The sequence below is a fragment of the Pseudomonas sp. NPDC008258 genome (assembly GCF_042956345.1).
In the GTDB taxonomy this organism is placed as follows: Bacteria; Pseudomonadota; Gammaproteobacteria; order Pseudomonadales; family Pseudomonadaceae; genus Aquipseudomonas.
Map to the genome: position 1 here is coordinate 72,238 of NZ_JBIBGE010000015.1, position 22,937 is coordinate 95,174.

21 protein-coding genes are annotated in these 22,937 nt (G+C 61.8%); 9 read left to right on the forward strand and 12 right to left on the reverse strand.

Going from position 1 to position 22,937, the window contains the following annotated elements; all coding sequences use genetic code 11:
* The first annotated feature begins 10 nt into the window (after nt 1-10).
* Entirely contained in the window at nt 11-883 is an 873-nt protein-coding gene (gene pdxY, locus ACFY9W_RS14345; protein WP_391131291.1) for a pyridoxal kinase PdxY, read from the forward strand.
* Here pdxY and ACFY9W_RS14350 read toward each other — a convergent pair.
* Complete coding sequence (locus ACFY9W_RS14350; RefSeq protein WP_003253263.1) at nt 880-1,365, reverse strand: acyl-CoA thioesterase; 486 nt, start codon at nt 1,363-1,365, stop codon at nt 880-882. The genes pdxY and ACFY9W_RS14350 overlap by 4 nt on opposite strands.
* Nucleotides 1,366-1,706: 341 nt before the next feature.
* Here ACFY9W_RS14350 and ACFY9W_RS14355 point away from each other — a divergent pair, with 341 nt between their 5' ends.
* A complete protein-coding gene (locus tag ACFY9W_RS14355) occupies nt 1,707-3,467 on the forward strand; it encodes a cation:proton antiporter (RefSeq protein ID WP_391131293.1) in 1,761 nt (586 codons plus the stop codon).
* A 262-nt stretch (nt 3,468-3,729) separates the two neighbouring features.
* Here the strand turns inward: ACFY9W_RS14355 and ACFY9W_RS14360 are convergent, their stop codons facing one another.
* The 5 genes from ACFY9W_RS14360 to zwf form a co-directional block, all read right to left on the reverse strand.
* Nucleotides 3,730-4,137: an SMI1/KNR4 family protein gene (locus tag ACFY9W_RS14360; protein WP_284357001.1), complete on the reverse strand. Its 408-nt coding sequence runs from the start codon at nt 4,135-4,137 to the stop codon at nt 3,730-3,732.
* A gap of 114 nt (nt 4,138-4,251) precedes the next feature.
* Nucleotides 4,252-5,106, reverse strand: coding sequence for a TIM44-like domain-containing protein (locus tag ACFY9W_RS14365; RefSeq protein WP_391131295.1), 855 nt, complete (start codon nt 5,104-5,106; stop codon nt 4,252-4,254).
* 246 nt (nt 5,107-5,352) lie between these two features.
* Nucleotides 5,353-7,539 (reverse strand): DNA helicase II, encoded by a 2,187-nt coding sequence (uvrD, locus tag ACFY9W_RS14370; RefSeq protein ID WP_391131297.1) that lies wholly within the window; start codon nt 7,537-7,539, stop codon nt 5,353-5,355.
* A 139-nt stretch (nt 7,540-7,678) separates the two neighbouring features.
* Entirely contained in the window at nt 7,679-7,996 is a 318-nt protein-coding gene (locus tag ACFY9W_RS14375; RefSeq protein WP_391131299.1) for a hypothetical protein, read from the reverse strand.
* A gap of 89 nt (nt 7,997-8,085) precedes the next feature.
* Complete coding sequence (zwf, locus tag ACFY9W_RS14380) at nt 8,086-9,528, reverse strand: glucose-6-phosphate dehydrogenase (RefSeq protein WP_391131301.1); 1,443 nt, start codon at nt 9,526-9,528, stop codon at nt 8,086-8,088.
* A 103-nt stretch (nt 9,529-9,631) separates the two neighbouring features.
* Between zwf and hexR the strand changes: the two genes are divergently transcribed.
* Nucleotides 9,632-10,498 (forward strand): transcriptional regulator HexR, encoded by an 867-nt coding sequence (gene hexR / locus ACFY9W_RS14385; RefSeq protein ID WP_391131303.1) that lies wholly within the window; start codon nt 9,632-9,634, stop codon nt 10,496-10,498.
* 211 nt (nt 10,499-10,709) lie between these two features.
* On the forward strand, nt 10,710-10,928 hold the full coding sequence (locus ACFY9W_RS14390) for a PA3496 family putative envelope integrity protein (protein WP_391131305.1): 219 nt from the start codon (nt 10,710-10,712) through the stop codon (nt 10,926-10,928).
* On the opposite strand, the gene ACFY9W_RS14395 is transcribed toward ACFY9W_RS14390, so the two are convergent.
* Complete coding sequence (locus tag ACFY9W_RS14395; protein WP_391131307.1) at nt 10,870-11,832, reverse strand: LysR substrate-binding domain-containing protein; 963 nt, start codon at nt 11,830-11,832, stop codon at nt 10,870-10,872. The two genes, ACFY9W_RS14390 and ACFY9W_RS14395, sit on opposite strands and share 59 nt — an antisense overlap.
* A 189-nt stretch (nt 11,833-12,021) precedes the next feature.
* Here ACFY9W_RS14395 and ACFY9W_RS14400 point away from each other — a divergent pair, with 189 nt between their 5' ends.
* The 4 genes from ACFY9W_RS14400 to ACFY9W_RS14415 all read left to right on the forward strand — a co-directional run bounded on the left by ACFY9W_RS14400 (nt 12,022) and on the right by ACFY9W_RS14415 (nt 17,072).
* On the forward strand, nt 12,022-13,437 hold the full coding sequence (locus tag ACFY9W_RS14400; RefSeq protein WP_016489867.1) for an acetyl-CoA carboxylase biotin carboxylase subunit: 1,416 nt from the start codon (nt 12,022-12,024) through the stop codon (nt 13,435-13,437).
* Nucleotides 13,438-13,448: 11 nt separating this feature from the next.
* Entirely contained in the window at nt 13,449-15,257 is a 1,809-nt protein-coding gene (gene oadA, locus ACFY9W_RS14405; RefSeq protein ID WP_391131310.1) for a sodium-extruding oxaloacetate decarboxylase subunit alpha, read from the forward strand.
* Between the two features lie 214 nt (nt 15,258-15,471).
* Nucleotides 15,472-16,797 carry a HipA domain-containing protein gene (locus ACFY9W_RS14410; protein ID WP_391131312.1) on the forward strand — a complete coding sequence of 442 codons (1,326 nt, stop codon included), beginning with the start codon at nt 15,472-15,474 and terminating at the stop codon, nt 16,795-16,797.
* Nucleotides 16,794-17,072 carry a helix-turn-helix domain-containing protein gene (locus ACFY9W_RS14415; RefSeq protein WP_391131314.1) on the forward strand — a complete coding sequence of 93 codons (279 nt, stop codon included), beginning with the start codon at nt 16,794-16,796 and terminating at the stop codon, nt 17,070-17,072. Before ACFY9W_RS14410 ends, ACFY9W_RS14415 begins: the two co-directional genes overlap by 4 nt.
* Before the next feature lie 47 nt (nt 17,073-17,119).
* Here the strand turns inward: ACFY9W_RS14415 and ACFY9W_RS14420 are convergent, their stop codons facing one another.
* From ACFY9W_RS14420 to ACFY9W_RS14430, 3 genes are read right to left on the reverse strand one after another with little or no spacing between them, the layout of a single operon-like run.
* Nucleotides 17,120-17,791, reverse strand: coding sequence for a GNAT family N-acetyltransferase (locus tag ACFY9W_RS14420; RefSeq protein ID WP_391131316.1), 672 nt, complete (start codon nt 17,789-17,791; stop codon nt 17,120-17,122).
* Nucleotides 17,792-17,796: 5 nt separating this feature from the next.
* The gene (locus ACFY9W_RS14425; RefSeq protein ID WP_391131318.1) at nt 17,797-18,243 is read right to left on the reverse strand and encodes a GNAT family N-acetyltransferase; all 447 of its coding nucleotides are present in this window, start codon (nt 18,241-18,243) and stop codon (nt 17,797-17,799) included.
* A gap of 11 nt (nt 18,244-18,254) precedes the next feature.
* A complete protein-coding gene (locus ACFY9W_RS14430; RefSeq protein ID WP_391131320.1) occupies nt 18,255-18,884 on the reverse strand; it encodes an FMN-binding negative transcriptional regulator in 630 nt (209 codons plus the stop codon).
* Nucleotides 18,885-18,974: 90 nt separating this feature from the next.
* On the opposite strand from ACFY9W_RS14430, the gene ACFY9W_RS14435 reads away from it, so the two are divergent.
* Nucleotides 18,975-20,504, forward strand: coding sequence for an aminotransferase class I/II-fold pyridoxal phosphate-dependent enzyme (locus ACFY9W_RS14435; protein ID WP_391131322.1), 1,530 nt, complete (start codon nt 18,975-18,977; stop codon nt 20,502-20,504).
* Nucleotides 20,505-20,604: 100 nt separating this feature from the next.
* Here the strand turns inward: ACFY9W_RS14435 and ACFY9W_RS14440 are convergent, their stop codons facing one another.
* The gene (locus ACFY9W_RS14440) at nt 20,605-21,708 is read right to left on the reverse strand and encodes an extracellular solute-binding protein (RefSeq protein ID WP_391131324.1); all 1,104 of its coding nucleotides are present in this window, start codon (nt 21,706-21,708) and stop codon (nt 20,605-20,607) included.
* On the reverse strand, nt 21,708-22,751 hold the full coding sequence (locus tag ACFY9W_RS14445) for a histone deacetylase family protein (protein ID WP_391131326.1): 1,044 nt from the start codon (nt 22,749-22,751) through the stop codon (nt 21,708-21,710). Before ACFY9W_RS14445 ends, ACFY9W_RS14440 begins: the two co-directional genes overlap by 1 nt.
* Nucleotides 22,752-22,937 lie beyond the last annotated feature (186 nt).

Here is a 22,937-nt window from a genome sequence, read left to right on the forward strand (position 1 = left end):
AACCTCCCGCATGAAACGTACCCCGCACCTGCTCGCCATCCAGTCCCATGTGGTGTTCGGCCACGCCGGAAACAGCGCTGCGGTGTTTCCCATGCAGCGTATCGGGGTCAATGTCTGGCCGCTCAATACCGTGCAGTTCTCCAATCACACTCAGTATGGCCAGTGGGCGGGTGAAGTGCTTGCCCCGGCGCAAATTCCTGCGTTGGTAGAAGGTATTTCCAGCATCGGCGAGCTGGGGCACTGCGATGCGGTGCTTTCCGGTTATCTGGGCAGTGCCGAGCAGGGGCGGGCGATCCTGGCCGGGGTCGAGCGGATCAGGGCGGTGAACCCGAAGGCTTTGTACTTGTGTGACCCGGTCATGGGGCACCCGGAGAAGGGCTGCATCGTGCCACCGGAAGTCAGCGAGTTCCTGCTCGACGAGGCGGCGGCCAGGGCCGACATCCTGTGCCCCAACCAGCTGGAGCTGGACAGCTTCTGTGGGCGCCGCGCGCAGTCGCTGGAGGATTGCGTAAACATGGCGCGCAGCCTGCTGCAGCGTGGGCCGCAGGTGGTGCTGGTCAAGCACCTGGCTTACCCCGGGCGGGGCGAAGACCAGTTCGAAATGCTGCTGGTGACCGCCGAACACAGCTGGCACCTGCGCCGCCCGCTGTTGGCGTTCCCGCGTCAGCCGGTGGGGGTGGGCGACCTCACCTCGGGCCTGTTCCTGGCGCGCGTGCTGCTCGGCGACAGCTGGGTACAGGCATTCGAGTACACCGCTGCCGCAGTGCATGAGGTTTTGCTGGAAACCCAGGCCTGCGCCAGCTACGAACTGCAGCTGGTACGGGCCCAGGACCGCATCGCCCACCCACGGGTGCGCTTCGAGGCGCAGCAGCTGGCGCTTTAGATCGCGTCGGTTTTCAGGTCCTGATAGCGCTTCTCCAGCTCCTGGCGGATCTGGCGGCGCTGCTGACCTTGCAGGAAGCGGCGCTTTTCTTCACTGCTGTGCGGCTGGCGCGGCGGCACCGGTACCGGGCGGCGGTTGTCGTCGACCGCGACCATGGTGAAGAAGCAGCTGTTGGAGTGGCGAACCGAGCGCTCGCGGATGTTCTCGGTCACCACCTTGATGCCGACCTCCATCGAGGTGTTGCCGGTGTAGTTGACCGATGCAAGGAAGGTCACCAGTTCACCCACGTGCACGGGCTCGCGGAAGATTACCTGGTCAACCGACAAGGTCACCACATAGCTGCCGGCATAGCGGCTGGCGCACGCGTAGGCCACTTCGTCGAGGTATTTGAGCAGGGTGCCGCCATGTACGTTGCCAGAAAAGTTGGCCATGTCCGGGGTCATCAGGACGGTCATGCTCAGCTGGGCGTTTCCAGGTTCCATAGTGTGCTCACGGTGAGGTTGCGCTGAATCGGGCGAATGGAGGGCGTTATCTGCTGACACTTCTGTTCCCCTCTTTTGAATTTGCCTTGCTGATACGGGACGTTGGCTGACGCGCCATCGTCACGCTGATCATGCCATCAGCGGCGCGTTTCCAGCCGATCTGTTTCTGCATATTGCACCGGCTTTTTGCGGCGGGGTGCGATGTTAACCTGAGTACGCCCATGCAACATGGGGTTTCCTGCATTCAATACAGTATGTACTTGCTGCTCGCTCGGGTTTGCCTTGGCAGAGGAGCGGTCTGCCCAGGCATCCAGAAAAGACGAGAAAAGGAGTATCACGCCATGCATGCCATCAGCTTCATCCAGGACCTGGCAGTCATCATGCTGGTCGCTGGCGTGGTCACCATTCTCTTTCACCGGCTCAAGCAGCCCGTGGTGCTGGGTTACATCGTCGCCGGCTTCATCATTGGCCCGCACACCCCGCCGTTCGGCTTGATCCATGACGAGGACACCATCAAGACCCTCGCCGAGCTGGGGGTGATCTTCCTGATGTTCTGCCTGGGGCTGGAGTTCAGCCTGCGCAAGCTGTTCAAGGTGGGCGCTACGGCGTTTATCGCGGCGTTCCTGGAAATCGTGCTGATGATCTGGATCGGCTTCGAAATCGGCCGCTGGTTCGGCTGGAACACCATGGATTCACTGTTCCTCGGCGCCATCCTGGCCATTTCCTCGACCACCATCATCGTCAAGGCGCTGAATGACCTGAAGATGAAGAACGAGCGCTTTGCCCAGCTGATCTTTGGCGTATTGATCGTCGAGGACATCCTGGGTATCGGCATAATCGCGCTGTTGTCGGGCATCGCCGTCAGCGGCACGGTCAGCTCGGGCGAGGTGTTCTCCACCGTCGGCAAGCTCTCGCTGTTCATGATCGTTGCCTTGGTCATCGGCATCCTGCTGGTGCCGCGCCTGCTGGCCTATGTGGCCAAGTTCGAAAGCAACGAAATGCTGCTGATTACCGTGCTGGGCCTGTGCTTCGGCTTCTGCCTGCTGGTGGTGAAGCTTGAATACAGCATGGTGCTGGGCGCCTTCCTGATTGGCGCGATCATGGCCGAGTCACGCCAGCTGCTGAAAATCGAGCGCCTGATCGAGCCGGTGCGCGACATGTTCAGCGCCATCTTCTTCGTTGCCATCGGCCTTATGATCGACCCTCAAGTGCTGGTCGATTACGCCTGGCCGATCGTGGTCATCACCTTGGCGGTAGTGTTGGGCAAGATGCTGTCCTGCGGCATGGGGGCGTTCATTGCCGGCAATGATGGGCGCACGTCGTTGCGGGTTGGCATGGGGCTTTCGCAGATTGGCGAGTTCTCGTTCATCATCGCCGCGCTGGGCATGACCTTGCAGGTGACTAGCGACTTCCTTTACCCCGTGGCGGTCGCCGTATCGGCAATAACCACGCTGCTGACGCCTTACCTGATCCGCGCGGCCGACCCGTTGTCGCAAAAGCTTGGCAATATTGTGCCCAGCCGCCTGGCGCGGGTGCTCTCGTTGTATGGCGAGTGGCTGCGCAACATCCAGCCACAGGGCGAGGGCGCCATGCTGGCGGCGATGATCCGGCGCATCCTGTTGCAAGTGGGCGTGAACCTGGCGCTGGTGGTCGCCATCTTCTTCAGTGGTGGCTACTTCGCAGGGCGTATCGGCAACTGGCTCAGTGAGTGGGTCAGCGATGTCAGCCAGCAGAAGGCGATGATCTGGGGGGCGGCGCTGTTGCTGTCGCTGCCCTTCCTTATTGCCGCCTATCGCAAGCTCAAGGCACTGTCGATGCTGCTGGCAGAGATGGGCGTGAAGCCGGAAATGGCCGGGCGGCATACCCAGCGTGTGCGCCGCGTGATTGCCGAGGTCATCCCGCTATTGTCGCTGCTGGTGATTTTCCTGCTGCTTTCGGCATTGTCGGCGAGCATTCTGCCCACCAGCGAGTTGCTGCTGGTCATTGCCGTGGTGGCTGCGGTGGTGGTGGCGTTGTTGTGGCGCTGGTTCATCCGCGTGCATACGCGCATGCAGATTGCCTTGCTGGAGACACTGGAGCACAGTCGCGAGAACACGCACTGAGGGGGGCAATGCTCCCTGCGCAAGATTTCATCGTCGTCCGAGGGGATGGAGCGGTAGCAATGTCGCCAGGCGCAGAAAGCCTGGCGATTTTAACTACATTGATGGCACTAAGCCATGATTTTTCCTGCGCCTGTACTGGCCCTATCGCTGGCAAGCCAGCTCCCACAGGTTTACCACTTGCCTGAACGTTGTGGGGTTCCTGTGGGAGCCGGCTTGCCGGCGATAGGGCCAGTACAGGCAAAGGCTCAATAGAGGGTGAAGATCAGCTCTCCAGCCAAACATCCCGCGCCCAGTGCCACACCGATTCCCAGCTGTCTTCGCCAACAATTTCCTCTTCCGCTTCCCACAGCACCACGGTGCCGTCTTCCTCGACGCAGTAGTAGTTGTCGCCATCCTGGCACAGTGGAATAAGGTCACGGGGCACGCCGGCATCCCAGGCGTTGGCGGCGACATCGGGCAGGTAGGTGTGCGACTGCGGGTCGGTGACAGTTACCGGCTCCAGCGAGCCATACACCACGTCACTCACGGTCAGTAGAAACTCTTTGAACACGAACGGAATGTTGATGAACAGCTCTTCTTCGATTTCGACCAACTGGTCCTCGTCGGGAAGCTCAAGGGGCACGGGTACGGGCTGATTGGCTTCACGGAGTTGTTCGATCACTTCTTCCACGGTTCACTTCCTCTGACCTAGATGACAACGCTGCGCGTTATACCCTAGTAGGCCACTCTGGCAAAAGCAAAAACCCCGGGACAGGCCCGGGGTTTTTTGTGCAGCACGCAGCGGTTAGCCGTTTTGACGGATACCGGCCACCAGCCAAGGCTGGTTCTCGCCTGGGGCGCGAACCATGTGCCAGCTTTCGCTGAACACTTCGCCCTGGTCGAAGCGCGAGTTCTTCGACACACCACGGAAGGTCAGGGTGGCGTCGGTGCGGTCAGCGCGGTCGTCGACACCGTCGAGTTGTACTTCGAGGTTGTCGATGTAGGTGGACTGGAAGCCGTCACCCAGTTCAGCGCGCTCGCGCTTGAGGAACTCGAGCATTTGCGGGGTAACGAACTCGGCGATCTTGTCCATTTCGTTGGCATCCCAGTGCTGCTGCAGCGACTGGAAGTGGTTACGGGCGGCAGCCAGGAAGCTTTGCTCGTTGAACCATGCCGGGGCGTTGATTACCGGCGCAGCTGCGGCGGCAGGTGCGGCGGAACCACCAAAGACCGACGGCTGGGCAGGCTGCGCGTGAGCCTCACGCTGCATCGGCGCATGTCCTGGCATGGCCATTTGCGGCTGCTGCTGACGGCGGCGTGCAGCGATGAAGCGGAACACCAGGAAGGCGATGAGCGCCACGATCAGGAAGTCCATGATCTGGAAGCCTTCGAAACCGTCGCCCATGAACATGGACGCCAGCAGACCACCGGCGGCCAGGCCGGCCAGTGGGCCCAACCAGCGCGAAGCACCGCTGGCGGCCGGGGCTGCACGACCAGGTGCGGTCGGCGCGGCGGCAGGCGTGGTTGGCGTAGCCTGACGGGTCTGGTGGATAGGCGCGGAGCCCGAGCTCTTGCCGCCGCCGAAACGCTTGGCATTGGCGTCCAGGCTCAGCGTCAGGCCGACGCAGAGCGCCAGAGCGATGCTAAGAAAACGTTGCATAAGTGGGATATCCCCTGTTGTGGATTGCACGCGCGTCATGGTGCACAGGTTCCCGTGCACATGACCAGCGACAGAGTGTTTCGAGCTTTTGCCTGGGAGTTACCAAGTGGGCAGGACTGGCACTCTGAATGTTGGCGCAATCCCTGTGGGAGCGGGCAAGCCCGCGAAGCAGGCAACTCGGTGTATGGCACCGGCTTCGCCGGTGTTCGCGGTCATGCCCGCTCCCACAGAGGCCGGCGCAGGGGCTTACAGGGCTTCGAGCTTGGCATAGCCCAGCATCAGCCACTTGCTACCTTCGGCAAAATTAACCTGCACCCGCGCTTGCGCCCCGGAGCCCTCGAAGTTGAGGATCACACCCTCGCCAAACACCGCATGCTGAACACGCTGGCCAAGGTTGAAAGCCGTCTGCGGAATGCTGGCATTGGCGAACAGGTTGCTGTTGGTGGCTGCCTTGGCCCCACCGAACGGGCGACTGACACTGTTGGACAGGCGCACTTCCTGGATCAGGCCTGCCGGAATTTCACGCACGAAACGCGACACCTTGTTGTAGGTCTCGCTGCCATAGAGGCGACGTGTCTCGGCATAGGTCATGATCAGCTGACGCATGGCGCGGGTAATCCCGACATAGGCCAGGCGGCGTTCCTCTTCCAGGCGGCCGGGTTCTTCCAGGCTCATCTTGTGCGGGAACAGGCCTTCTTCCATGCCCACCAGGAACACGTAGGGGAATTCCAGGCCCTTGGCGCTGTGCAACGTCATCAGCTGGATGCTGTCTTCGTGCTCATCGGCCTGGGCGTCGCCAGCCTCCAGCGAGGCATGGCCGAGGAAGGCCGAAAGCGGCGAGAGATCGGCGTCTTCGTCGGTGGGCTCGAAGTTGCGCGCCGCGCTGACCAGTTCCTCAAGGTTTTCTACCCGTGCCTGGCCCTTTTCACCCTTTTCTTCCTGGTGATAGATGATCAGCCCGGACTGTTCGATGGTGGTCTGGGTCATGGTATGCAGAGGCATGTCCACAACCTTGGCAGCCAGCCCCTCGATCAGTTCGATGAACGCACCCAGGGCGCTGGCGGCGCGGCCCTTGAGGGCCTTGGCAGCGAGCAGCTGGCACATGGCCTCCCACATTGATGCCTGGCTGTGGCGGGCGTGCTCGCGGATGGCTTCGACGGTTTTCTCGCCAATGCCACGCGGCGGCACATTGATCACCCGCTCCAGGGCAGCATCGTTGCCACGCCCTTCGATCAGCCGCAGGTACGCCATGGCGTTCTTGATTTCGGCGCGTTCGAAGAAGCGCTGGCCACCATAGATACGGTAGGGGACACGCTCGCGCAACAGGGCTTCTTCCAGCACCCGCGACTGGGCGTTGGAGCGGTACAGGATGGCGATTTCGTTACGCGCATTGCCCTGCTTGACCAGGCTTTCGATGGTTTCCACCACGTAGCGCGCCTCGTCGTGCTCGTTGTAGGCCGCATACAGGGTCAGCGGCTCGCCTTCGCCCATGTCGGTCCACAGTTCTTTGCCCAGGCGCCCGGTGTTGTTGACGATCAGCGCGTTGGCGGCCTTGAGGATGCCGCCGGTGGAGCGGTAATTCTGCTCCAGGCGGATCATTTCGGCGTCAGGGAAGTCGGCGGTGTACTGGTGAATGTTCTCGATCTTGGCCCCGCGCCAGCCGTAGATCGACTGGTCGTCGTCACCCACCGCCATCAGGCTGCGGCCACCGCGCGCCAGCAGGCGCAGCCAGGCGTACTGCACGGCGTTGGTGTCCTGGAACTCGTCCACCAGCACGTGGCTGAAGCGGCGCTGGTAATGCTCCAGCAGGCCTGGGTGGTCGCGCCACAGGTCAAGGGCACGCAGCAGCAACTCGGAGAAGTCGATGACCCCGGCGCGCTCACAGGCCTGCTCGTAAGCGGTATAGACCTCGCGCATGGTCGCCAGGAACAGGTCGCCGCCTGCCTGGATGTGCTGCGGGCGCAGGCCTTCGTCCTTTTGCCCGTTGATGAACCACTGTGCCTGGCGTGCAGGCCACTTCTGCTCGTCCAGCCCCAGCTCGCGCATCACCCGCTTGATCAGGCGTTGCTGGTCGTCGCTGTCGAGAATCTGGAAGTTCTGCGCCAGCCGCGCTTCCTGCCAGTGTGCCCGCAGCAGGCGATGGGCCAGGCCGTGGAACGTGCCGACCCACATGCCTGCCGGGTTGATCCCCAGCAGTTGCTCGATCCGATGGCGCATTTCTGCTGCAGCCTTGTTGGTGAAGGTCACCGACAGGATCGAGTGTGGCGATGCCTGCTCCACCTGGATCAGCCAGGCAATGCGGTGCACCAGCACGCGGGTTTTTCCGGAGCCGGCGCCAGCAAGCACCAGTTGACGCCCGAGCTTGGCCGCGACGGCCTGGCGTTGAGCATCGTTGAGGGAGTTCAGCAGGAGGGAGAGGTCATCTGTGTGCATCGGGCCATTCTAGGGCGCAGCAGGGGCAGGGTAAATGGCACTGTATGAATATTCACCCTCTGATGCGGCGATAGGTAGCTCGCGCCTGGTACGAAGCGGTCACGGCAGGCTGTTCGCCTGCCGTGACCGCCAGTCGGCATCAGTGGGTTTCGATGATGTCGGTGATGGTGGCGATCACCTTACCGTCGTGGAAAATATCCACTTTCGGGACTGGGCCATGCACGCCCGGCAGTTCAATGCGCACTTCCTTGTCGCAGACAACCTGATTGAAGATGCCTTCCTCTTCTGTCAGCTCAAGCTCCAGGGCCAGTGCAAAGGATCTGTCCTGGATGGCGCGCTTGACCAGTACCGGTACTACGCCTGGGTGGCCCACGGTGATTGTGCCGTGCACCCGCAGGCGAGTGCCTGGTGGCATCTTGTCGAGCTGGGCTGTCCAGGTTTTGCATTCGATGAACATGTTGATACTCCTGTCTAGGGAAGGGCCGTATGCACCTTCCGAGCGACAGATTGCGTGCAGCGCCTACCCGCAACGCAGAGCGAAGCGCTTCAGCTGTGCCAATGCCTGCCATGCCTGGCCAGCAGGCTGACGGCCTGTTCCGGGCCATTGCTCCCGGCGGCATAGTGGCGTGGCGCCTGAAAGTGCTCCTGCCAGCCCTTTATCACCGGGTCGACCCAGTGCCAGGCCGCCTCCACTTCATCGCGGCGCATGAACAGTGTCGAATCACCCTCAACAATGTCCAGCAGCAAGCGTTCGTAAGCCTCCCAACGGCGCGTCTGGCTGAACACCTGGGCCAGGTTCAGGTCCAGGTCTACCGGTTCCAGGCGCATGCCTTTGCCCGGGCTCTTGGTCATCATGCGCAGGCTGATGCGTTCATCCGGTTGCAGCTGGATCAGCAGCTGGTTTACCTGGCCGCCGCTGAACAGCTCATGGGGTACCGGTTTGAACTGGATGACGATTTGTGAAGACCGCCGCGCCATGCGCTTGCCGGTACGCAGGTAGAAGGGCACACCTGCCCAGCGCCAGTTGTCGATGTGCGCCTCCATGGCAACGAAGGTTTCAGTGTCGCTGTCGTTGTCGACGTCCTTTTCAAAATAATAGGCCGGTACTTCCTGGCCGCCGATATGCCCGGCGCCATACTGGCCACGCACGGTCTTGTCCTGCACGTCCTGGCCAGTAATCGGCTTGAGGGCCCGCAGGATCTTCACTTTTTCGTCACGTACCGCTTCAGCCTCGAACTGCGCAGGTGGCTCCATGGCCACGAGGCACAGCAGCTGCAGCAGGTGGTTTTGCAGCATGTCGCGTGTTGCCCCGGCGCGGTCGTAGTACGCGCCGCGGTTCTCTACCCCCAGGGTCTCGCAAACGCTGATCTGCACATGGTCGACCTGGCTGTTGCGCCACACCGGTTCCAGCAGGGCGTTGGCAAAGCGCAGCGCCATCAGGTTCTGTACGGTTTCCTTGCCCAGATAGTGGTCGATGCGAAATACCTGGTTCTCGTCGAACACCGCGCCGATGGCTTCGTTGATGGCGGTGGCAGACGCCAGCGAGTGGCCGATCGGCTTTTCCAGCACGATGCGCGCTTCGGGGTCGGCCAAGCCAGCGTTACGCAGGTGGTTGGCAATTGATACGAACAGGTTGGGAGCGGTGGCCAGGTAAAAGATGCGGGTCAGCCCGCCGGGTTCGCCCAGGTAGCGTGCCAGGCGTCCAAAATCGGCGCTTTGCGAAGCATCCATGGCGAAATAGTCGACCCGGGCAGAAAACCGCTGCCACACCTCTTCATCGAAGTCGTTGCGGGCAATCTGAGCCCTGCAGTGGCGCTCGGCGAGCTTGAGATAGTCGTTGCGGGGCAGGTTGCGCCGCGCCAGCGCGATGATGCGCACGGCATTGTTCAGACGGGTCTCGCGAAACAGGTGATAGAGCGCGGGAAGCAATTTGTGCAGGGCCAGATCGCCGGTGCCACCGAACACCAGAATGTCGCAAGGAATAGTCAAACCGCCACTCTCCACGTTCGTTTAACTGGGCGGGTTGGCGTCCATGTAGTATAACTACAAGAAAGCTACAACCCGGCCAGCCGATCATAACCGAGTCCAGCCCGTGAATCTGTTGCAACATATCGCCCAATCGCGCCACCTGCTGCGCAAATCGGAACTCAAAGTGGCCGACCACGTGCTGCTCGACCCGGCTGCCGTCATGCACAGCTCCATGGCCGACCTGGCGCATAACGTGGGTATCAGTGAACCGACCATCGTGCGTTTCTGCCGGGCCATCGGTTGTTCGGGCTTCCAGGACCTCAAGCTGAAGCTGGCGCAGAGCCTGGCCGCCGGGGCCAGTTTTGGTCAGTTCGCCATCCATGAAGACGACTCGGTTGCCGACTACAGCCTGAAGATTTTCGACACCACCCTGCACACCCTGATGGAAGTGCGCGAGCACCTCGACCCGCATGCGTTGCAACAGGCAGTGAGCGCCATGGCACAGGCGCAGCGTGTGGAGTTCTATGGCTTTGGCGCATCGGGTGCGGTAGCGGCGGACGCCCAGCACAAGTTCTTCCGCCTGTTGCTCAGCGCGGCCGCGTATTCCGACCCGCACATGCAGGCGATGTCGGCGGTGACCCTGAAGCCGGGTGATGTGGCGGTGTGCATTTCCCAGTCGGGCCGCTCCAAGGACCTGCTGATTACTGCCAACCTGGTGCGTGAGAGTGGCGCCAACCTGATTACCCTGTGCCCCAGCCAGACCCCGCTGGCCGAGTTGTCGACGGTCAACCTGGCGATCGATGTGCATGAGGACACCGAAATCTACACACCGCTGACCTCACGTATCGCTCACCTGGTGGTGATCGACGTGTTGGCCATGGGCGTGGCCATGGCGCGTGGGCCAAGCCTGGTCAACCACCTTAAAAGCGTTAAACGCAGTTTGCGCAGCCTGCGTTTGTCGCCCAAGTCGATCAAGGCTACAGACGACTGAACTCTTCCTGCACCGGCCTCTTCGCGGGCTTGCTTGCTCCCACAGGTACATCACCGCCCTTGAGGGTAGTGCTATCACTGTGGGAGCGGGCGAGCCCGCGAATAGGCCGGCACAGGCAGCGAAAATTCACGATTCTGTCACCATTCCACAGCCAAACCGTAAACCGCACAGGCCAGTCTGAAACTCCCGCATCCTATCTGGGAGACAGGCAATGGCACGCGACCACGAAGGTAACTACCAACCCAACGCCAAGGCTCGCAAACAGCAGGAAAAGGATCAGCGCCGCATGGAATACCGCCGCGCGATCGAGATCTATTGCGACCAACGTCAATTGCTGCGCGACTTGGTGGATTATCCCGAGTTGCAAGCACTCACAGTGTGGCAGTCTTCAGCGTCAGCTTCCCCGAAAAACGCTCAACAAGCGCGCTGATCAACGCACGTTCACTGCGAATGAACGCCAGAAACGCCAAGGCCACCGGCGATTGCCGCTTGGCCTTGGACTGCACCACGCACCAGCTGCGGTACAGCGGCAGCTCCTCCACCGGTAGCTCCTTCAGCATCCCGGTGGCCAGCTCCAGGTTGACTGCATGGCGGGTCAGCAGGGCGATACCCAGGCCGGCGATCACGCACTCGCGTTGGGCATCGGCCGAAGCCACTTCGAGGGTTTGGGTGAAGTGCACGCGTTTGTCCTTGAAGTACTCCTCGCAGGCCTTGCGCGTGCCCGAGCCTTGTTCGCGGACCAGCAGGGTATGAGGCTCCAGGTCCTGCAGGCGCAACTGCTCAAGCTTGCACAGCGGGTGCTCCGGCGGTGCCACTGCCACGATCGGATTGTTCAGGAACGGCAGAAACTCCAGGCCCATGTCCTGCGGCACCATCGACATGATGATCAGGTCGTCACGGTTGTCGGAAAGGCGGCGGATGGCCTGGGCGCGGTTGACCACCGTCAAGGTCAGGTTGACCTCCGGGTGGCGCTGCTTGAAGGCGGCGAACAGGTGTGGCACGAAGTACTTGGCACTGGACTCGATCGCCAGCTTCAGCTGCCCCTGCAGTGAGCCCTGCATGTCAGACAGCTGCATGTCCAGGCTCTCCAGCCGCCCGAAAATGTCACGGCTTGCGCGTTGCAGGGCTTCGGCCGCTTCGGTCAGGTAAAGCTTCTTGCCCACGTACTCGAACAGCGGCTGGCCGATCAGCTCTTCAAGCTGGCGGATCTGTAGACTAACGGCGGGTTGCGTCAGCGCCATCTCCTCCGCCGCTCGGCTGTACGAGCGCAAATCGCACACCTCATTGAAGATCTGCAATTGACGCAAAGTCATACGCATCAAGGACTTACGCATTTTTATCGGCTCTTCGGCAATACCTTGTTACCTAACTATAAGCTTTTGCTAATGCTGTCCCTAACAAATATTGATTTTTGTTTATCGACCTACAGCGCTAGGGTGAATACGCGACTGGCCAGCAACGACTGGTCACGCGCCGACCGGTAGAACCGGCTCGACTGTTCCTACGGCTTTGGGAAGACTCCAGTGATAAAAAAAATCCTGATCGCCAACCGAGGTGAAATCGCAGTTCGGATCGTGCGTGCTTGCGCCGAGATGGGCATACGCTCGGTAGCGATCTATTCCGACGCCGATCGGCACGCCTTGCATGTCAAGCGCGCCGATGAAGCCCACAGCATTGGTGCCGAGCCGCTGGCCGGTTACCTGAACCCGCGCAAGCTGGTGAACCTGGCTGTGGAAACCGGCTGCGATGCGCTGCACCCGGGCTATGGCTTCCTGTCGGAAAACGCTGAACTGGCAGAGATCTGCGCCGAGCGCGGGATCAAGTTCATCGGCCCGGCCGCCGACGTGATTCGCCGCATGGGCGACAAGACCGAAGCGCGCCGCACCATGATCGCCGCCGGTGTACCGGTAACCCCCGGTACCGAAGGCAACGTTGCCGATATTCATGAAGCCCTGAGCGAAGGTGAGCGCATCGGTTACCCGGTGATGCTCAAGGCCACTTCAGGTGGTGGCGGCCGCGGTATTCGCCGTTGCAACAGCCGCGAAGAACTGGAACAGAACTTCCCACGGGTCATTTCCGAGGCCACCAAGGCCTTTGGCTCGGCCGAAGTGTTCCTGGAAAAGTGCATCGTCAACCCCAAGCACATCGAGGCGCAGATCCTCGGTGACAGCTTCGGCAACGTGGTGCACCTGTTCGAGCGCGACTGCTCGATCCAGCGCCGTAACCAGAAGCTCATCGAAATTGCGCCAAGCCCACAGCTCACCCCCGAGCAGCGCGCCTATATCGGCGACCTGGCGGTGCGTGCGGCCAAGGCCGTGAACTACGAGAACGCCGGTACCGTGGAGTTCCTGCTCGCCGATGGCGAGGTGTACTTCATGGAAATGAACACCCGGGTGCAGGTGGAACACACCATCACCGAGGAAATCACCGGTATCGACATCGTCCGTGAGCAGATCCGCATTGCCTCGGGCCTGCCGCTGTCGGTCAAGCAGGAAGACATCCAGCACCGCGGTTACGCGCTGCAGTTCCGTATCAACGCGGAGGACCCGAAGAACAACTTCCTGCCCAGCTTCGGCAAGATCACCCGTTACTACGCCCCCGGCGGCCCAGGCGTGCGCACCGACACGGCGATCTACACCGGCTACACCATTCCACCGTTCTACGACTCCATGTGCCTGAAACTGGTGGTGTGGGCGTTGACCTGGGAAGAAGCCATGGACCGCGGCCTGCGGGCCCTGGACGACATGCGCGTGCAAGGGGTCAAGACCACCGCCGCGTACTACCAGGAAATCCTGCGCAATCCGGAATTCCGTAGCGGCCAGTTCAATACCAGCTTCGTTGAAAGCCACCCTGAACTGACCAACTACTCGATCAAGCGCAAACCCGAAGAGCTGGCCCTGGCCATCGCCGCCGCCATCGCCGCCCACGCAGGCCTGTGAGGAACCCCATAATGTCCAAGAAAATTCACGTAACCGACACGATCCTGCGCGACGCCCACCAGTCCCTGCTGGCTACCCGCATGCGTACCGAAGACATGCTGCCGATCTGCGACAAGCTCGACAAGGTCGGCTACTGGTCGCTGGAAGTCTGGGGCGGCGCCACCTTCGACGCCTGTGTGCGCTTCCTGAAAGAAGACCCGTGGGAGCGCCTGCGCAAGCTGCGCGCAGCCCTGCCCAATACCCGCCTGCAAATGCTCCTGCGCGGCCAGAACCTGCTGGGCTACCGTCACTACAGTGACGACGTGGTCAAAGCCTTCGTGGCCAAGGCTGCGGTCAACGGTATCGACGTGTTCCGCATCTTCGACGCCATGAACGACGTGCGTAACCTGCGCGTGGCCATTGAAGCGGTCAAGGCCGCCGGCAAGCACGCCCAAGGCACCATCGCCTACACCGTCAGCCCCGTGCACACCATCGACGCCTTTGTAGCCCAGGCCAAACAGATGGAAGCCATGGGTTGCGACTCGATCGCGATCAAGGACATGGCCGGCCTGCTGACGCCGTTCGCTACCGGCGAGCTGGTCAGGGCGCTGAAGGCCGAGCAGTCGCTGCCGGTGTTCATCCACTCCCATGACACCGCCGGCCTGGCTGCCATGTGCCAGCTCAAGGCTGTAGAAAACGGCGCCGACCACATCGATACCGCCATCTCCAGCTTCGCCTGGGGCACCAGCCACCCGGGTACCGAGTCGATGGTTGCTGCGCTCAAGGGCAGCGAGTTCGACACCGGCCTGGACCTGGAACTGCTGCAGGAAATCGGCCTGTACTTCTACGCCGTGCGCAAGAAGTACCACCAGTTCGAAAGCGAATTCACCGCCGTGGACACCCGCGTGCAGGTCAACCAGGTGCCGGGCGGCATGATTTCCAACCTGGCCAACCAGCTCAAGGAGCAGGGCGCACTCAACCGCATGAACGAAGTGCTGGCCGAGATCCCGCGTGTGCGTGAAGACCTTGGCTTCCCGCCGCTGGTCACGCCAACCTCGCAGATTGTCGGCACCCAGGCGTTCTTCAACGTGTTGGCCGGTGAGCGTTACAAGACCATCACCAACGAAGTGAAGCTGTACCTGCAAGGTGGTTATGGCAAGGCCCCTGGCGTGGTCAACGAGCAGCTGCGCCGTCAGGCGATCGGTAGCGAAGAAGTGATCGACGTACGCCCGGCCGACCTGCTGAAGCCGGAAATGACCAAGCTGCGTGGCGACATCGGCGCCCTGGCCCGTTGCGAAGAGGACGTGCTCACCTTCGCCATGTTCCCCGACATCGGCCGCAAGTTCCTCGAAGAGCGCGAAGCCGGCACCCTGACCCCTGAAGCCCTGCTGCCGATTCCGGAAGCCGGCGCTGTGGCGGCCCCGGGCGGTGAAGGCGTACCGACCGAGTTCGTCATCGATGTGCACGGCGAAACCTACCGCGTAGACATCACGGGTGTGGGGGTGAAGGCCGAAGGCAAGCGTCACTTCTACCTGTCGATCGACGGCATGCCGGAAGAGGTGGTGTTCGAGCCGCTCAACGAGTTTGTCGGCGGTGGCGGCAGCAAGCGCAAGCAGGCCAGCGAGCCGGGCCACGTCAGCACCAACATGCCAGGCAACATCGTTGATGTGCTGGTCAAGGAAGGCGACATGGTCAAGGCCGGCCAGGCCGTGCTGATCACCGAAGCCATGAAGATGGAGACCGAAGTGCAGGCCGCCATCGCCGGCAAGGTCGTGGCCATCCACGTGGCCAAGGGCGACCGTGTAACGCCGGGTGAGATCCTGATCGAGATCGAGGGCTGATTTAAGCCCTCATCTACAAGCGGTTAACCTCTGGGGAGCGGATGCTCCCCTTTTTTATAGAGGGCTATGCATTTTAATGCAGAATTTGAAGAGGCTTTCAGCCTACATCTGCATTAAAGTGCAGAACAGGAATGGAATTCGTCAAAAATCTGCACTATGCTGCAGATTGACCGGGCCGCTCGGTCAACAGCATGCGGTAAATTGCAGGTGAACCATGTACAGACTCACGCTCCAACTCCATGATCAGGGGCAGTGGCATGATGCTGTTGCCATAGCCTTTGCCGAGCCTGAAAAGAGCCTCTCCAGCCCCTGCGAGTTCGGATATACCTCCGACTACGTCAAAACCAGTCTGGATGCATACGACAGCCTGTTCTGCCAGGCGGCAAGCGCAAGGTTGCCAGTGGATTTTGGTTCCCATCGTCTGCAGCACGCGCCCGCATTCCTTTACGACATCGCACCCGCCGGTGCCGCAAAGCGCTTCCTGCTGCGGCATATCGGCCGTGAGAAACCAGAAGGCATGGGGGATGACCTGTTTCTGCTGGGGCGTTCCACCCCGGCCCCAATCGGCAACCTGCGCATCAAGGAATCGGCCGAGCTACTGGATCTTGCCGACCCCATCGGGTTTACCCGTCAGGATGTGATCACCCGCGATCAACGGTTTCTCGAATACGCCTATGAGCAAGGTGCGGCCATTGGTGGCGCGACAGGCGCCGGTGGGGAAGCGCCAAAGCTGTTGATGACCGAGGCAGAAAACGGCCAACTGTATCCGGACGCGGTGCTTGCGGATGAACGTGCCCGTCGTCACTGGTTCATCAAGTTCGCCAGGAACCAGGCGCTAGCTGATGATCAGCAGATCCTGCGGGCCGAATGCCTCTACTACAAGGCGTTGCAGCAGCTTGGCATCGAAACGGTGGCCAGTGAATACATGGCGCTGGAAGAAGGCAACAAGCCCAGCCTGTGGATGGAACGCTTCGACCGCCAGGTTTGCGCTGAGGGTGTGCAGCGCTTTGCCGTGGAGTCGGTGTATTCCCTGTGTGGAGTGACCGAGCCTGGCAGCCGAATGGGGCACCTGGAGGTGATCGAGGCGCTCGCCGGGTTGTGGAAAGCGGCCGGGCAGGGAAAAGAGCTGCCGGACCTGATTGCCGATTATCTGCGGCGCGACCTGATCAACAAGATCCTGGGTAATGCCGATAACCACGGGCGTAACACCGCGATCATCCGTACCCGCAACACCGTGCGCCTCGCACCGATCTACGACCTTGCACCGATGGTGATGGATCAGGAAGGGATAACTCGCACGACCAAGTGGCCAGCTTCGATAGAGCGAGCAGGCGATATCGACTGGCAGGCTGCCTGCGTTCCACTGGCCAAATTTGTCGACCCGGGCGAGGCTTTTGAGCGTCTGCGGCAGGATGCCCGGCACCTGTTGGCATTGCCGGATATCTTGTCCGGCCTTGGGCTGCCTGATGCTGTGATGCATCACCCGGCAATTGCGCTGGGCAGGCTTGAGCGCCGAATGGCTGAATGGGGGTTGGCATGACGGTTTCCATCGATGCCCGCGGGCTACTGATCGACGGAGTACGCGAAGGGATTGCCAACGGCAGTCTTGAGCTGGGGGCTGCCGTGCGGCGGCTGCGCGTGGAGGTGGCGAAGATGCAGCAGACTCAGTTTGCGCGGATGTGCAAGATTTCCGTGCGTACGCTGATCCAGATCGAGCAGGGCGGTGGCAACCCCACGCTGAACTCGTTGAACGCGGTGTTCAAGCCTTTTGGCTTGCAGATGGGGGTGGTCAAGCGCGTGAGCCAGATCAGGTAAGCCACCGCATCGATCACAGGCCCGAGAGCCCGTGATCGGTTGGCAGATCAGCTCCTGCGGCAGTCCTCAAGCGTTTTTGCCTGCCCTTCCGGGCGTTGGTTCTCGGCGCTCAACCACCGCTCGAACCCCACCGCCACCTGCGGCCACTCATCATCGGTTATCGAGTACCACGCCGTATCACGGTTGTGGTCCTTCACCACCAGGTGCTTGCGGAAGACACCTTCGAAGACGAACCCGAACCGCTCTGCTGCACGCTTGGAGCGGGCATTGGCGTTATTGCACTTCCATTCCAGCCGGCGGTTTCCCAGTTCGAAGCTCAGCTTGCCCAGCAGGTAGACGGCCTCGGTACTCTTGGGTGTGCGCTGCATGGGAGCGCCGAAGGCGATGTGGCCGATCTCGATGCGGCCATGGTCGGGCACGATCGACATCAGGGTGAGGATGCCCTGAGCCTCGCCGCTGGCGCGGTCGATCACGGTGAAATACAGCGGGTCGTGGCCGGCGGCGTTACCTTGCAGCCAGCGGTCGAAGGCAGCGCGTTCGGTAAACGGGCCATAGGGCAGGTAGTCCCACAGCAGCGGGTCGGATTCCGGGCCTTGCAGGGCGGCCCAGAGGTCGTCGCCGTGGCGCGCCGGGTCGAGTTTTTCCAGGCGGATGAAGCGGCCGTCGATGGGCTCGGCCTTGGGTGATGCGGCGGGTTTCCAGTGCAGTGCGTCAGTCATGTGGCCTACAACCCTTTGCGGAATTGGATAAAGCCCGGGCGCTCGGCAACCTGTTCGTACAGGCTGATGGCGGTGGCGTTGGTTTCGTGGGTAAGCCAGTGCACCTTGATGCAGCCGTCGGCCTTGGCCGTGGCGTACACGTGCTCGATCAGCTGGCGGCCGATCCCCAGGCCACGTTGGGTGGTGTCGACGTAGAGGTCCTGCAGGTAGCAGGAGTTCTCGATGCTCCAGTTGGAACGATGGTAGATGAAGTTGACCATCCCCACTGCTTTGTCATCGACCCAAGCCAGGGTCGAGTGGGTGGGTTCGTTCGGGTCGAGCAGGCGTTGCCAGGTGCTGAGGCTGACGTCCTCGGCCAGTTCGGTCTGGTAGAAGCGCAAGTAAGCCTGCCACAGGGCGAGCCAGGCGGCGTGGTCCTGGGCGGTGACGGGGCGCAGGGTGACATTGGGCATGGGGCGTTTCCTCAGAGGTGGCGCATCTGCGCCGCCAGTTGGTTGTCCAGGTAGTCGGTGCTGGCGCCCAGCCCTTCGCGCACGCCGGCGATATCCTCGGCTGAGCGGTTCTGGCTGAGCTTGCGCGCACCTTGCAGTCGGGCGATGGGCAGGCGAATGCCGACAATGGCGCGGAGCATGCCGTCGATGTAGTCAGCCGGGGCGTCGTCCACCTCCCATTGTTCGCTGCGCCCTTGTTCATGGCGTTCGGTCAGGCGGCTGACGATAGTCAGCAGTTTTGCTGCGTCGTGGATCACCTCAGCCGTGCCATAGGCGTGCACGGCCAGGTAGTTCCAGGTTGGCACTACCTTCGGGTTATCAGCTTTGCTCGGGTAGTAGCTGGGGCTGACATAGGCGTCCGCGCCGGGGAACACCAGCAGCGCATCTGCGCCTTGCTCCAGGTCCTGCCATTGGCGGTTGGCCCGTGCCAGGTGGGCATAGACGGTGCCGAACTCGCCTTCGACAGTATCGACCAGCACTGGCAGGTGTGTGGCCAGCAGGCCCTGTTCGCCATGGCTGACCAGCACGGCCAGGCGGGTGTCGAGCATGTGCTGGTGCAGCCGGCCGAGGTCGTGTTCCTGGTGGGGTTTGCTGTTGTACATGCTCGGTATCCTTGTGCAATGGTGCCATCCTAGGCAGGCTATTGGTTCTGTGTAAGAGCCATTACAGCCAGTTTTTATAGGTCCAATACCATGAGCGAACGCCCCCTCGCCTTGCCTTTCGACCCATCCGGCATCGCCCTGGATCGCCGTCGCGGGCTCAGCCTGCAGTTGTACCAGGCGCTGCGTGCGCGAGTGCTGGATGGGCGTTTGAGCAGCGGCACCCGGTTGCCGGCCTCCCGCGAGTTGGCCGCGATGCTGGTGCTGTCACGCAACAGTGTGGTGCGGGCATATGACCAGTTGTACGCCGAGGGCTATATCGAAAGCCGGGTAGGCGATGGCACCTATGTAAGCCGGCTACCGAAATTATCCACACAAGTATCCACAGGGTTATCCCATAGGTTATCAACAGACTTATCCACATTTTCGGGAAAAGATACTGAGGATTTATCCAGCAGCCGGCGTTCCAGCGACACTTTGCAGCGTCTGAAAACTCACCACTTGCCGCCGCCAAGGAGCGGCCAGCCGCGTGCTTTTCGCGTTGGCATTCCAGCATTCGATCTGTTCCCGTTTGACGTCTGGGCCAAGCTGCAGGCGGGTTTCTGGCGTAACCCGAGCCCGGCGCAACTAGGCTATGGCGACCCGGCGGGCGAGCTGATGCTGCGCGAGCTGATCGCTGCCTACTTGCGTCGCTCGCGTGGGCTTGGTTGCTCGGCTGAACAAATTGTGATCACCAGTGGAGCGCAGCAGGCCATCAGCCTTTGTGCACAGTTGCTGTTGCAGCCGGGCGACGGTGTGGCTGTGGAAAACCCGGGCTATCGGGCGGCCGGTCATGCCTTCGCGCTGGCGGGTGGCCGGGTGCTTGGCGTACCGGTGGATGAACAGGGGATGGACTGCGATCGGCTCTCGCAACTGGAGGATTGCCGGCTGGCCTACGTGACGCCGGCTCACCAGTACCCGACCGGCGTGACCATGAGCCTGGCGCGTCGCCTGGAATTGCTGGCATGGGCTGACCGTAACGATGGCTGGATCATCGAGGACGACTATGACGGCGAGTACCGCTACAGCGGCGCGCCCTTGGCCCCGCTTGCAGCGCTCGATCAGCACGGCCGGGTGCTGTATGTAGGCACCTTTGGCAAGATCGCTTTCCCGGCGCTGCGCCTGGGTTACCTGGTGTTGCCATCGCAGCTGGCCCAGGCGTTCAGCCAGGGCAAGGCGCTGGCGGTACGGCATTCGGAGGTCAGCAGCCAGTGCGTGATGGCCGAGTTCATGGCCCGTGGGCACTTTCAGCGGCATATCCGGCGCATGCGCAAGGCGGCGTTGAGCCGGCGCAATGTGCTCAAAGCCGGCTGGCCTGTGGATATTCCAGGGCTGGGCCCCATGCCTGAAGTGGCGGCAGGGCTGCATGTGAAAGTTGATGTGGATAACTTTGCGCGGGAGCAGGAGCTGGTGGCCAGGGCCGAAGCTGTGGGGGTGGAGGTGACGCCGCTGAGCAATTTCTGGTTGCCAGATAGCGAGGTGCCTGTGGATAAGCGCGCGGGGCTGGTGCTGGGGTTTGCGGCAGTACCTGAGGGTGAGATTGCCGAGGCGGTGATGAAACTGCGCAAGGCGTGGAGAAAGTGAACGGGGCCGCTGTGCGGCCCTTCGCGGGCTTGCCCGCTCCCACAGAGTTCGGCGGTTACACGATCAATGTGGGAGCGGGCGAGCCCGCGAAGAATCCAACTCAGGTGCCGGACTTGATCCGCGTCCAGGCCCTGGTCCGCGCCCGCTCTGCATCCCGCGCCAGCGGCTTGAGCGTGTACAGCTTGGCCATCGCCTCTGCCGTCGGGTACAGGTTGGGGTTGTTGCGAATAGCCGGGTTCACCTTGTCGGTCGCGTCCTTGTTCGGGTTCGGGTAGCCGACAAAGTCGCTGATCGGTGCAATCACCTCAGGCCGCAGCAGGTAATTGATGAACGTGTGGGCATCCTCCGGGTTGGCCGCGTTCTTCGGTATCGCCAGCATGTCGAACCAGATAGGCGCACCTTCCTTGGGCAGGCGCATGTCCACCACCACCCCGTTCTTCGCATCGCGCGCGCGGTTTGCGGCCTGCGAGAAGCTGCCGCTGTAGCCCACCGCCACGCAGATATCGCCATTGGCGATGTCTGCCATGTACTTGGAGGAATGGAAGTAGGTGATGTACGGGCGAATCTTCAGCAGTAAGGCCTCGGCCTTCTTGTAGTCCTCCGGCTTGCCGCTGTTGGGGTCCAGGCCCAGGTATTTCAGGGCCAGCGGCAAGATCTCCGAAGGCGAGTCGAGCAGGGCCACGCCGCACTGCTTGAGCTTGGCGATGTTCTCTTCCTTGAAGATCAGGTCCCAGCTGTCCACCGGCGCGTTGTCGCCGAGCGCGGCCTTGACCTTGGCCGGGTTGAAGCCGATCAGTACGGTGCCGTACATGTAAGGCACGGCATACTTGTTACCCGGGTCGTTGGCCTCGATCAGTTTCATCAGCGCCGGGTCCAGGTGTTGCCAGTTCGGCAGCTTGCTGCGGTCCAGCGGCTGGAATACCCCGGCTTCGATCTGCTTGGCGAGGAACACGTTGGACGGCACGACCACGTCATAGCCGGAGTTGCCGGTGAGCAGCTTGGCTTCCAGCGCTTCGTTGGTGTCGAAGATGTCGTAGATCAGTTTTACGCTGCTGTCCTTCTGGAAGTCGGTCAAGGTCTGCGGGGTGATGTAGTCGAACCAGTTATACACACGCAGGGTGCGCTGCTCGGCTTGAGCGTGCAGGGCACCGGTGAACAGGGTGGCAGCGATGAACGGGGCGAGCAGACGCTTGAGTCGGACCATTACCTGGCTCCTGGCTGGGCGCGCTGGAAGCCTTCCAGCACATTGACCGCGTTGATACCGATTTCTTCCACAGCGTAGCCGCCTTCCATCACGAACAGGGTCGGCTTGCCGAGCTGGCCGATGCGCTCGCCCATTGCCAGGTAGTCCGGGCTGTCCAGCTTGAACTGGGAAATCGGGTCGTCCTTGAAGGTATCCACACCCAGCGAAACCACCAGCACATCGGCGTCATAGTGGGCGATGCGCTGGCAGGCGTCTTCCAGGGCGGCGCTCCAGGCGGCCCAGTCGCTGCCGGCCGGCAATGGATAGTTGATGTTGCAGCCCTCGCCAGCACCCTCGCCGGTTTCATCGGCATAGCCGAGGAAGAACGGGAATTCGTCCTGCGGGTCACCGTGGATCGAAGCGAAGAACACGTCGTTGCGGCTGTAGAAGATGTCCTGGGTGCCGTTACCGTGGTGGTAATCCACGTCGAGGATGGCGACTTTGCGCTTGCCTTGGTCCAGGAAGGCCTGGGCGGCGATGGCGGCGTTGTTCAGGTAGCAATAACCGCCCATGACTTCGCCGGCAGCGTGGTGCCCTGGCGGCCGGCACAGGGCAAAGGCCGAATGGGCGCCTTGCTGGATTGCGGCCTGGGCGGTGAGGGCAACCTGTGCGGCGCTGTAGGCGGCTTGCCAGGTACCCGCGGTAATCGGCGCACCGGCATCGAAACTGTAATAGCCCAGTTCACCGTGCAGGCCGGTCGGTTTTACCTTACGCAAGGTGCGTGCGGGCCAGGTGAACGGCAGCAGGTCGCCTTCCTGGCCCATCGCGGCCCAGCGGGCCCAGGCGCCCTCGAAGAAGGCCAGGTAGTCGGCGCTGTGGATGCGTTGCAGCGGGGCGCGGCCAAAGTCGGTGGGGCCCTGGATGTCACCGAGGTTGCGCTTCTTGACCTGGTCCAGCACGTGGTCGGCACGCGAAGGCATCTCGAAGCAGGGCATCAGCTTGCCGTCGATCAGCTCGCAGCGGCCGTGGTGCAGGCGGTGGTCATCGGAATAGATCGTCAGCATTGTTGTTCTCCGGTGGGTACTGGCGTGGGTCCATTGTCATGGGCGGCTCAGCAGGGGAGAACGACGCAAACGGCCAAAAGGGGATCGATGTGGCCAAGCTCTTTGGCCGGGTTTTCCTGTGCTGGCCTCTTCGCGGGCTCGCCCGCTCCCACAGGTACCCCACAGTATTCGGGCCTTGCGCGGTCC